The sequence below is a fragment of the Nocardia sp. NPDC001965 genome (genome assembly GCF_053594175.1).
The window spans coordinates 15906-27049 of the sequence record NZ_JBSFDZ010000059.1 but is presented as its reverse complement, the minus strand read 5'-3'; the positions used below and the strand labels follow the sequence as shown (position 1 = coordinate 27049).

General features: G+C 68.9%; 10 protein-coding genes. 6 read left to right on the top strand and 4 right to left on the bottom strand.

Features of this window, described 5'->3' with window-relative positions; genetic code table 11:
• The first annotated feature begins 291 nt into the window (after positions 1-291).
• Positions 292-804 carry a PH domain-containing protein gene (locus ACWCPQ_RS33565; protein WP_449906700.1) on the top strand — a complete coding sequence of 171 codons (513 nt, stop codon included), beginning with the start codon at positions 292-294 and terminating at the stop codon, positions 802-804.
• Positions 801-2408 carry a PH domain-containing protein gene (locus ACWCPQ_RS33560; RefSeq protein WP_449906697.1) on the top strand — a complete coding sequence of 536 codons (1608 nt, stop codon included), beginning with the start codon at positions 801-803 and terminating at the stop codon, positions 2406-2408. Before ACWCPQ_RS33565 ends, ACWCPQ_RS33560 begins: the two co-directional genes overlap by 4 nt.
• Positions 2409-2460: 52 nt before the next feature.
• On the opposite strand, the gene ACWCPQ_RS33555 is transcribed toward ACWCPQ_RS33560, so the two are convergent.
• Both ACWCPQ_RS33555 and ACWCPQ_RS33550 read right to left on the bottom strand, forming a co-directional pair.
• Positions 2461-2811, bottom strand: coding sequence for a hypothetical protein (locus ACWCPQ_RS33555; protein WP_449906694.1), 351 nt, complete (start codon positions 2809-2811; stop codon positions 2461-2463).
• A 596-nt stretch (positions 2812-3407) separates the two neighbouring features.
• Positions 3408-4163: an Rv1157c family protein gene (locus ACWCPQ_RS33550; RefSeq protein ID WP_449906691.1), complete on the bottom strand. Its 756-nt coding sequence runs from the start codon at positions 4161-4163 to the stop codon at positions 3408-3410.
• Positions 4164-4678: 515 nt separating this feature from the next.
• Between ACWCPQ_RS33550 and ACWCPQ_RS33545 the strand changes: the two genes are divergently transcribed.
• Positions 4679-5842: a mannosyltransferase gene (locus ACWCPQ_RS33545; RefSeq protein ID WP_449906706.1), complete on the top strand. Its 1164-nt coding sequence runs from the start codon at positions 4679-4681 to the stop codon at positions 5840-5842.
• Here ACWCPQ_RS33545 and ACWCPQ_RS33540 read toward each other — a convergent pair.
• On the bottom strand, positions 5790-6077 hold the full coding sequence (locus ACWCPQ_RS33540) for a 4a-hydroxytetrahydrobiopterin dehydratase (RefSeq protein WP_449906689.1): 288 nt from the start codon (positions 6075-6077) through the stop codon (positions 5790-5792). The genes ACWCPQ_RS33545 and ACWCPQ_RS33540 overlap by 53 nt on opposite strands.
• Positions 6078-6193: 116 nt before the next feature.
• Complete coding sequence (locus tag ACWCPQ_RS33535) at positions 6194-6370, bottom strand: hypothetical protein (RefSeq protein WP_168165626.1); 177 nt, start codon at positions 6368-6370, stop codon at positions 6194-6196.
• A 148-nt stretch (positions 6371-6518) separates the two neighbouring features.
• On the opposite strand from ACWCPQ_RS33535, the gene typA reads away from it, so the two are divergent.
• From typA to mshB, 3 genes are read left to right on the top strand one after another with little or no spacing between them, the layout of a single operon-like run.
• Positions 6519-8417, top strand: coding sequence for a translational GTPase TypA (typA, locus tag ACWCPQ_RS33530; protein WP_449906686.1), 1899 nt, complete (start codon positions 6519-6521; stop codon positions 8415-8417).
• Between the two features lie 41 nt (positions 8418-8458).
• Complete coding sequence (locus tag ACWCPQ_RS33525; protein ID WP_449906683.1) at positions 8459-10246, top strand: ABC transporter family substrate-binding protein; 1788 nt, start codon at positions 8459-8461, stop codon at positions 10244-10246.
• Complete coding sequence (mshB, locus tag ACWCPQ_RS33520) at positions 10243-11139, top strand: N-acetyl-1-D-myo-inositol-2-amino-2-deoxy-alpha-D-glucopyranoside deacetylase (RefSeq protein ID WP_449906680.1); 897 nt, start codon at positions 10243-10245, stop codon at positions 11137-11139. The genes ACWCPQ_RS33525 and mshB overlap by 4 nt, the downstream gene beginning before the upstream one ends.
• The last annotated feature ends 5 nt before the right edge of the window (positions 11140-11144 follow it).

Sequence of the window (11144 nt, the reverse complement as noted above, 5' to 3'; positions counted from 1 at the left end):
GGTGTTCTTTCGTGTGATCTTCCGTCCCCCGGCGTTTGTGGGGGGCTCACCTGCGCGGACGTGGTCAGGCCATCTCGTCGGCCGGCACCGTGGCCCCCCGACGAGAAAGCTCCCACATCGTTGCCGACCATGCAGCGGGCACGGATGCCGACCACGCGGGCCCGACCCGGATGCCGGCCGGCAGGCCTCGAACAGCCGACCCACATGAGGAGGCTCACGTCACTGTAAGTGCTCAACGGTCGCCCAGCTATGGAGAGCCGACCGCACATCACACCGTGCGACGATGAATATATGCCGCCGGACAGCTCACCACGGTCACCGAATCTCCTGGCCGACCCGTCGTGGCGGCCCAGCCCCCGCGCGAAGACCCTGTGGACCGCGCAGATCGCGCTGTCCTGGCTGTTCGTGTTCGTCGTACTGCTCGGGTGGGTCGTCTTCGACGCCGACCGCCGAGCCTGGCAGGCGGTGGTGGCTCCGGTCGTGCTGGTGGTCGCGGCGCTCACCACGCTCGTGGTGCCCCGGTGGCGCTACCGGGTGCACCGCTGGGAGCTGACCGACGAGGCCGTGTACTCCCGTTCGGGCTGGCTGACCCAGGAGAGCCGGGTCGCGCCGATCTCCCGGGTCCAGACCGTGGACACCGAACGCGGTCCACTGGAGCGGATACTCGATCTGTCGACGATCACGGTGACCACGGCATCCGCCGCGGGCGCAGTACACATCAGCCTGCTGGACCGGGCGGTGGCCGAGCAGACGGTGACCCGGCTGACCGAGATCGCCGCGCGGCATCGCGGGGACGCCACATGACCGGACCCGATGCGGCCGGCGGTGGTCCCCGGGCCACAGCGCGGGAGCCGGTTACCGCCTCCGATCGCGACGACGCCGAACCCTGGCTACGACTCGATCGCCGGATGCTGCTGGTACATCCGGTTCAGGAGGTCGTCAAGTTCCTGCCCGCGCTGATCGGCGCGGTGATCCTCGGGGTCAGCTCCGGTAACCCCCTCTACAGTTTGCTGGGTCTGCTGTTCGTGATCCCCTACGCGCTGGCCCGCTGGTTCACCACCACCTACCGGGTCGGGCCGACCCATGTCGAACTCCGCACCGGACTGATCCGGCGCAAACGACTGTCGGTGCCGCGGGCGCGAATCCGTTCGGTCGATATCGAGGCCGACCCACTGCACCGGATCCTGGGCTTGGCCGTGGTGGTCCTCGGTACCGGCCGGGAAGCCGACGCCGACGACCGATTCCGGCTGGACGCACTCGCCGCCGAACACGTCCGGCCACTGCGTACCGAACTACTCGCCCATACTCGCGAACCGCATGTCGCGGCCGACGATCCCGCGCCGGCCCGACCCGCCGAGAAGAGCGCATCCACCGAACCCGAGAGTCTCGGCGGGCAGGAGATCGGGCACTGGCAGCCGAGCTGGGTGCGTTACGCGCCGCTGTCCCTGACCGGTTTCGCTCTCGCCGCTTCGGCCGTCGGCGTTGCCGCGCAATTCGGTTTCGGTGCCGCCGAGGTCAGGATCAGCCGCAACACCGTCGACAGCGTGCGCGATATCGGCCTGCTGGGGCTGTCGGCGATCGTCGTCGGCGCATCGGTCACCCTGGTGGTCGTCGTGAGCATCGCCGCCTGCGGCCACTATCTCGCCACCAACTTCGGGCTGCGTGTCACCGACCACGGCAGCACGCTGCAGATCCGCCGCGGCTTGTTCACGCTGCGCCGGATAACCCTGGACACCGCGCGATTGCGCGGTGCCACCGTCCGCGAGCCGCTGCTCCTGCGCCTGGCCGGAGCCGCACAGCTGGAAGCGGTGATGACAGGCGAGAACCCCACCCAGAAGATCCTGCCTCAATCCCCGCGTCCGGCGGTGGAACGGACGCTGGCCCGGCTGCTCAGTCCACACCGGAACTCCGGCGGGCCCGGCGGTCTCGCCGCACCCCCACCGCAGCTGTCCACTCTCGCCGACGTTCCGCTGACCCGGCACGGCCCCGCCGCCCGGCGCCGCCGTTATGTCCGCGCGTGCTGGCCGGTTCCGCTCACCGTGGCGATCCTGGTCGTCACACCGGCAGCGGGCCTACACGCCCCCGGCTGGTGGTGGCTACTGCCGGTCGTCCTGGCCCCCGTCTGCGCGTTGCTCGCCGAAGATCGCTACCGCGGTCTCGGCCACACCGTCGTCCCGGCCGCCGACGGCTCCCCCAGCTGGCTGATCGTCGGCTCCGGTTCCCTCGACCGGGTACGCACCTGTCTGGAAGCCCCCGGCATCATCGGCTGGACTGTGCGGCAGACCTTCTGGCAGCGCCGGGCCGGATTGGCCACGGTCGGCGCCGCGACCGCGGCCGGCAAAAAGTTCTACCGCATCGAGGACATACCCCTCGAACGGGCCTGGGCAGTGCTGAATCGAATCGGCTGACCTCGTCCGCCGCGCCGTCGCCGAAGCCTGCCGGGGCCGATGACCCGGTGGGTCAGGTCTGGCAGTGCCGGGTGGTCGCTTCCCGCAGATCGGGCTCGTCGGCGACCACGCGTAGGTCGGGGCGGGTGTCCGGACTCGCGTGATCACCCATCCAGGACAGCAGGGACCACCGGGACAGCCCGGACAGCGCCGAGCCGAGGCTCAGAAAGGACCCGCTGGAGATCGCCGACCCGAACGATCCGATGGAGCCGATCGACAGAACCGATCCCACGCTTCCGATGGACAGGATCGAATACGCGGAGCCGATGGACAGGATCGATCCTTCGGACCGGATCGAGAGAATCGACCGCGACGAGCGCCGGCTCCGGATACCGGTCTTGCGCCTACTTTCGACAGTCGCCATCACCCCGGTCTACCACAGTGAAGTGACGTCCGTCGGCGCCGAGCCGGCGACGCTCCGCACCGAGTCGTTCCGCCCGGGCGGACCGGAGGGTAACCCGATGTTCGCGGCCCGGCTCTCGGTCGATGAGCCCGGGAATCCCCGTCGCCCACAGCGCACCGAACAATGCGAACTCGACCGTGCTGTGCGATCCGGGCATGCCCCCAGAACGCACCGAGCGCCCCCGATAACAAGCATTCGCCCGAGTCGGTTTCCACCCACCCGCCGTCATTCTCCGAATGTTCGGCATCCGTGGCCGGGCCGGTTCCGGAGCGACAGAGCGCACAGCGACCGATCACCGGAGTCGAGAACCGCGATCACGAGGGCCCGTTCCGCCCGAAGGCGGGCCCATATAAACAGTTCAGGCCCACCACTCGAGGAGCAACAGAGCGAAGGAGCCCAGCGACCGACCCGCCACCAGAGCCAGACCCCACACGACGCCGAAGGCAAGGCCCACCACCAAGGCGGGGCCCGCCCCGGTTCTGGAGCGACTGAGCGCCGGAGTGAAGAACCGGGGTCACGAGGGCCCCGCCCGCCCCGCCGAAGGCGGGGCAGACAACTCAGCCGACGGTGAAGAAGCCGATGGTCGGCATGAACGTGCAGCTGCGGGTTTCGGTTTCGGTGGCCTGGGTGGTGAGGCCGCCGCCGATCACCGCGACGACGCGGCCGGTGCCGGTGTTCGCGATGGCCGACAGGGTGGCCGGGCCGTCCGGGTTGATCTTGGCCGCATCCGTGAGCGGCTGCGAGCCCGCCTCACCGGTGTCGAGGTTGCGCCACTGCACCATCATCGGCTGCGCCTGTTCCGCGGTCGGGCGTTCGGTGCCCAGCGCGGTGAACACGAAACCGGTCTGGCCGGCGGCGGGTCCGGGCGGCGGCAGCTGCGCCGGGCCGGGCACCGCGAGAGCGGTGCCGACCGAATCACCGGACGGCGCGATGCAGCCTTTGCCGATGGTCGGGTACAGGAACTGGGCGATGGCCGGCCCGGATTCCGGGATCTCGGGACCGCCGCCACCGCTGCCGTCCAGGAACGTGATGACCCGTTCCAGTGTCGATTTGATCTGCGGGGGCAGATTCACCGTGGCCAGCAGCGCGCGGGCCTGGGACAGGATGGCCTCCTGCGGGCTGCCCGGCGCGGCGACGTCTTTGGCCGCCGGTGCCGCGTTGACGATGGCCGGGGCCAGGGCGGCGAGAACGTCGACGGGTACCCCTTCGGGGACCATCGGGACGCTGCTCACCGACGCCTCGGTGGCCGGACCCGCGACGGCAGTCGCGGGCGCCACGAGGGAGGCGCCCGCCGCAATGGCGAGCGCGGACATTGCGATCCGCGATCCTCGGGTGCGAAGCACTGGTCTAGCCGTCCTTACCTCGGGTACATCTGGGCGACGCTGAAAAGCCGTCGTTTCGGGGTCACTCTAAGGACACTGACGCGCGTTGTACAGCACCGGGGTCGGGATTGCGACCCCCAATTCGCTGTGCTACTAGACAGTAGCGAATAACGGAAGTGACGGGTGTGAAAATTGTGGCGATTGTGCACTCGTGACTCATCGGTTGCCCGATGGTTACCGGATGCGGTGCGCACCGTTTGCCGCCGATCGAATCGCACACAATCCAGGCTCGCGATCGCCCGGAAAACGGTGGGGTTAATGTATTCCGGGCCGGAAAATCCGGCCGACGCGCCCAACAGCACCGGGTCCGGCCGCCGGCCCGGACCGACTCGAAAGCTCGTGTATTGACTCAGCCCAGCGGCGCCCGGACCGACATTCGGGGGTTCGTACCGTTTCGCCTGGCCCTGGTGGCCCTCGGGATCACCGTGCTGGCGCGGCTGTTGTGGATGCTGTTGACCCCGAACGGCATGAACCTGGTCGACCTGCACGTCTATGTCGACGGTTCGGCGGCCCTGCTCACCGACCACCTGTACGACTTCACCTACGCCGAGAAGACACCGGATTTCCCGCTGCCCTTCACCTATCCACCGTTCGCCGCGGTGGTGTTCTTCCCCCTGCACTTCCTGCCGTTCACCGTGGTCGCGATGTTGTGGTTGTTCGCCATCGTCGCGGCGCTGTACTGGGTGGTGCGGATCGCCTTCGAACTCATGCTGGGCCGGGCCGCGCTGCGCGAAGCACGGTGGCGCACCGCCATGGTGGCGTGGACCGCGGCCGGCCTGTGGTTCGAACCGGTCCGCACGACCATCGACTACGGGCAGGTCAACATCTTCCTGATGCTCGGGGTGATGATCGCGATCCGCAGCACCCGGTGGTGGCTGTCGGGAACTCTGGTCGGCGCGGTCGCGGGTATCAAACTGACGCCGGCGATCAGCGGTCTGTACTTCGTGGCCCGGCGGCGCTGGGCCGCCGCCGTCTGGTCGGCGGTGGTGTTCGGGCTGACGGTCGCGGCGAGTTTCCTCATCAATCCGGAGGAGACCCGGCGTTACTTCGGCACCTTGCTCGGCGACGCCGACCGGATCGGGCCGGTGGGCTCGGTGTGGAACCAGTCGATGCGGGGCGCGCTGAGCCGGCTGCTGGGCAGCGATGTGGGTACCGGGCCGTGGTGGATCGCGGGGGTTCTCGTGACGGCGACACTGGGCTGGTTCGCCTGGCGGGCGCTGCGCCGCGACGATCTGCTGGGCACGGTGCTGATCGTGCAGTTCTTCGGGCTGCTGGTCTCGCCCATCTCCTGGTCGCACCACTGGGGCTGGCTGCTGCCGACCGTCCTGTGGTTGCTCCACGGGCCGTACCGGGAGGTGGCGGGCGCGCGGATCCTGGCCGGATACTGGCTGATCACCACCCTGATCGGCGCGCCCTGGGTGCTGTCGTTCCTGCAGGATTCGATCTGGACCATCTCCCGCTGGGGGGTGTGGTCCTGGCTCGGCACGGTGTACGTGATCGGTGCGCTGGCCTTCTACGGCTGGATCATCCGGGCCGGGCGGACCGTCGCCCGGCCCGCTACGACGCCAGCCGATCTATCTCCCGGGCCAGCGCCACGTCCTGTGCCGTGAGGCCACCCGCGGAATGCGTGGACAGGGTGAAGGTGACCTTGCGCCACCGGATATCGATATCGGGATGGTGATTCGCCGATTCGGCGATATCGGCGACCTGCCGCACGAGTTCGATTCCGGCGGGGAAGGTGGCCGCTTGGACGGTGCGGGTCAATGCGTCGCCGGCCCGGGTCCATTCCGGCAGCGATTCCAGGGCCGCGGCGATTTCGGATTCGGAGAGCAGTGAAGTGGTCATACCGCGGAGGTACCCCGCGACCGCATTCCTACAACTACCGAAGTGCCCGCGTCCAAGGCGGACGCCGGAGCCGAGGCGGAGGTCGCCCCGGAGCGAACGGGCCGGACCGTTCGGCGTCAAGCGGCACGCGCCTTCTTGAGCCCTTTCTTCAGTTCCTTACCGGAGGCGCCCGTGGCTTCCAGGCGCTTCATCCGCATGATGACCACAGGGCATTTCACGCAGCGCGTCTTCTTTCGACAGCACTTCTTCTTCGGCTTGAGGCTCGAAACCTCGCTGGCCTTGACCTTGCCCATGCGGGTTAGCATATCCTTACCTCTGGGCGCCGCCAGCAGGCCACCGGGTTCCCGGTAGGGTGTAACCGGCCCAGATGCCCGGTGAGTTTCGAATCTCCCTGTCGCAGGGTCCGGCCGCAAGCAACAGTTAACAGCAGGAGGAACCGGCGTGTCGTCTGCACGCGATTTTCGCAACGTCGCCATCGTGGCCCACGTCGACCACGGTAAGACGACGCTCGTCGACGCCATGCTGCGGCAGTCCGGCGCATTCGCCGAGCGATCCGAGCCGGTCGACCGGGTGATGGACTCCGGCGATCTGGAGCGCGAGAAGGGCATCACCATTCTCGCCAAGAACACCGCCGTACACCGGCACCATCCCGACGGCAGCGTCACCGTCATCAATGTCATCGACACCCCCGGCCACGCCGATTTCGGCGGTGAGGTCGAACGCGGCCTGTCCATGGTCGACGGTGTGGTGCTGCTGGTCGACGCCTCCGAAGGCCCGCTCCCACAGACCCGGTTCGTCCTGCGCAAGGCGCTGGCCGCCTGCCTGCCGGTGATCCTGGTCGTCAACAAGACCGACCGTCCCGATGCCCGGATCGCCGAGGTCGTGGAGGAGAGCCACGATCTGCTGCTGGACCTGGCCTCCGATCTCGACGACGACGCCGCCGAGGCCGCCGAGCTCGCTCTCGACCTACCCGTGCTCTACGCCTCGGGTCGCGCCGGGAAGGCATCCAAGGAACAGCCGCAGAACGGTGAGGTGCCGAACGCGGAGAACCTGGACGCGCTGTTCGAGGTTCTGCTGGAGAACATCCCCGCCCCCAAGGGCAATCCGTCCGCGCCGCTGCAGGCCCATGTCACCAACCTCGATGCCTCGGCCTTCCTCGGCCGGCTCGCGCTGGTGCGGATCCACAACGGCGAGCTCCGCAAGGGCCAGAACGTGGCCTGGATGCACGCCGACGGCGTGAAGACGGTGAAGATCACCGAGTTGCTGCAGACCATCGGGGTCGAACGGCAGCCGGGTGAGGTCGCGGTGGCCGGCGATATCGTCGCCGTCGCCGGTATCACCGACATCATGATCGGCGACACCCTCGCCGACCCGGAGGAGCCCGTCGCGCTGCCGCGCATCACGGTGGACGAACCGGCCATCTCCGTGGTCATCGGCACCAACACCTCGCCGCTGGTCGGCCGGGTGCAGGGGCACAAACTCACCGCCCGCATGGTGAAATCGCGACTCGATCAGGAACTGGTGGGCAATGTCTCACTGCGTGTTCTCGATATCGGCCGCCCGGACGCCTGGGAGGTCCAGGGCCGTGGCGAACTCGCCCTCGCCATCCTCGTCGAGCAGATGCGGCGTGAGGGCTTCGAACTGACCGTCGGCAAACCGCAGGTGGTCACCCGGCAGGTCGACGGCAAGGTGCACGAGCCCTACGAAGAGCTCACCATCGACTGCCCCGACGAGTATCTGGGTGCCATCACCCAGCTGCTGGCTGCCCGCAAGGGCAAGATGGTGCAGATGGCCAATCACGCCGCGGGCTGGGTGCGAATGGAGTTCATCGTGCCCTCGCGCGGGCTGATCGGCTTCCGCACCGATTTCCTCACCGAGACCCGCGGCACCGGTATCGCCAACGCCGTCTCGCACGGTTACGCGCCGTGGGCCGGGGAGATCCGGGCCCGGCACACCGGCTCGCTGGTCTCCGACCGCACCGGCAGTGTGACGCCGTTCGCCATGATCCAGCTCGCCGACCGCGGACAGTTCTTCGTGGAACCGGGTGCGGAGACCTATGAGGGCATGGTCGTCGGGATCAATCCGCGCGCCGAGGATCTCGATATCAATGTGACCAAGGAGAAGAAGCTCACCAATATGCGGTCCTCCACCGCCGATGTGATGGAGACGCTGGCCAAGCCGTTGCAGTTGGACCTGGAAATGGCCATGGAATTCTGCGCCGCCGACGAATGCGTCGAGGTGACGCCGGAGGTGGTGCGAGTGCGCAAAGTCACGCTGGGAGCCAACGAGCGGGCCCGGGAACTGTCGCGTCGCAAGGCGCGCGACCGGGCCGCGCTGTAAGCGGTTTCGCCGCCGGACGGGGCGGCGCGGGTTTGGGTAGAGTGCCGAACGTGATTTCGGGGAGGCGCGCGTCGTGGCGCGGGCTGCTGGTGCTGTTGGCGGTATTGATTCCGGTACTGGCCGGATGCACCGCCGACCCACCGCCGCCCATCGCCAGTACGGACAGCCCGAAGACCGAACCGGCGCAGCCCACCAAGAACACCGTCGTGGTCGCCATCGACGACATCGGTATCGGGTTCAATCCGCATCTGCGCTCCGATCAGTCGCCGGCGACCGCCGCTGTGGCCGCCATGGTGCTGCCGAGCCCGTTCCGGCCGACTCCCGATCCGGCGCTGCCCGGCGGCACACTGTGGGCACCCGATACCGCGCTGATCGATTCGGCGACGGTGACCTCCCAGGCCCCGTTCACCGTCGCCTACAAGCTGAAGGATCAGGCGAACTGGTCCGACGGCGCACCGATCGCGGCCGAGGATTTCCACTACCTCTGGCAGCAGATGATCACGCAGCCCGGCGTCATCGATCCGGCCGGTTACCGGCTGATCTCCGAGGTGCGCTCCTCAGGAGGCGGCAAGACGGTCTCGGTGGTGTTCGACCAGCCGTATCCGGCGTGGCCGCAACTGTTCGCGAACCTGCTGCCGTCGCATCTGATGAAGGATTCCCCGGGCGGTTTCCAGCGCACACTGGTCGAGCAGATCCCGGTCTCGGGTGGGAACTTCACCATCGAATCCGCCGACCCCGGCCGTGACGAGATCCTGCTGGAACGCAACGACCGGTTCTGGGGTACCCCGGCCCGGCCCGACCAGATCCTGCTACGCCGCGGCGGCACCCCCGCCCAGCTGGCGGATTCACTGCGCACCGGTGATACCCAGATGGCGCTCGTGCACGGTGGCGTGGCAACCCAGGCCCAGCTCGCGGCCATCCCCTCGGTCCGCACCGCGATCATGCCGCAGTCCCGGCAACTGCGCCTCACCCTGAACGGGCGTGCCGGAGTCCTCGCCGACCACCGGGTCCGGACCGCGATCCTCGCCTTGCTGGACCCCGCGCTGCTGGCCACGGTCGGCGCGCAGACCGGTAACTGGGTGGAACCGGTACGCGCCCAGGTGCTCTCCCCCTCCGACCCCGGATACGCCCCCACCGAACCGCCGCGTCTCAACGCCGATCAGTCGTTCGGCCTGCTGGCCGATGCCGGCTTCGGCAGGGCTCCGGAGCCGCCGCCGGTCTCGGCGACCTCCCCGGCTCCGCGACCCCGCTCGCTGGCTCGTAACGGCGAGCCGCTGGTGCTGCGGATCGGCGCGGTGACCGGCGACGATACCGCGCTCGCGGTGGCCAATACCGCCGCCGATCAGCTGCGCAGCGCCGGGATCGACGCATCGGTGCGCAATCTCGCGGCCGACGAACTGTACGGCAAGGGCCTGGTCGACAACGAAGTAGATGCCGTCGTCGGCTGGGAAGCGACCGGTGGCGATCCCGCCACCGCGCTCGCCTCTCGCTACGGATGCCGGCCCGTGGCACCGACGACACCCACCGCCGGCGGTGAGACGACCGAGGTCCCGGCGGCCGTGGAGGCGGCCCGCCGGGCACCGAGCAATCTGTCCGGTGTCTGCGATCAGGAATTCCAGCCCGCAATCGACGGCGCCGTGCACGGTGTGGAGGTGCCGAGGACCCTGGGCGAGGCCGAGCCGCGGCTGTGGGGCGAGTCCACAGTGCTGCCGATCGTGCAGGACAATGTCGTGGCCGCCGCCGGTCCGTCCGTGGACGGGGCATCGCTGAGCGGCGCTATCCAGGCCGGGATCTTCGGCGACGCGGCGATGTGGCGGCGAGTTCCGTGACCGTATCCGGCGACCGGGGCACGGGCGGCCTGCTGCTGGTCCACGCGCATCCCGACGACGAGACCATCACCACCGGCGGCACCATCGCCCACTACCGGCGTCTCGGTGTCCCGGTGACCGTGGTGACATGCACCCTCGGCGAAGAAGGCGAGGTGCTCGGCGAACAGTGGGCCGGGCTGACCGCCGACCACGCCGACCAGCTGGGCGGGTACCGGATCGGTGAGCTCACCCGCGCCCTGGCCGAACTCGGGGCCGGTCCGCCGTATTTCCTGGGTGGCGCCGGCCGCTGGCGCGATTCCGGTATGGCCGGCACCCCTTCGATCGACCATCCACGGGCGTTCGCCCGTTCCGGTGCGGAAGCAGTGCGGGCGCTCACCGAGGTGATCCTCGAACTACGCCCGCGCGTGGTGGTGACCTACGACCGGCGCGGCGGGTACGAACACCCGGACCATATCCGCGCCAACCGCGTGACCACCGAGGCCGTCGAAGCAGCGGCCGCGCAGGGCTGGGACACGCCCAAGTTCTATTGGACCGTGACCGACGCGGAGATCCTGAACGATCATCTGCGGGCGCTGGCCCGCCGCACGGTCGACGGCCTGCCCGGCGGGCTGCCGCCGGGGTGGCGGCTGCCCGCGACGGACGAGCTGGCCAGTGTGCCCGGTAGTTCGGTCACGACGACGATCGATGTCGCCGATGTGCTCGCGGAGAAGCGGGCGGCCCTGCGTGCGCATGCCACCCAGCTCACGGTCGCGCCGTCCGGCCGGGAGTTCGCGCTCACCAATATGATCGCGCAGCCGGTTCTCCCGGAGGAGCACTACATCCTGGTCCGCGGTCGCGCCTGGGCCGGTGGCCCGGACGGCCGGGAGGACGATCTCTTCGCCGGGTCGGCGTAGCCGGA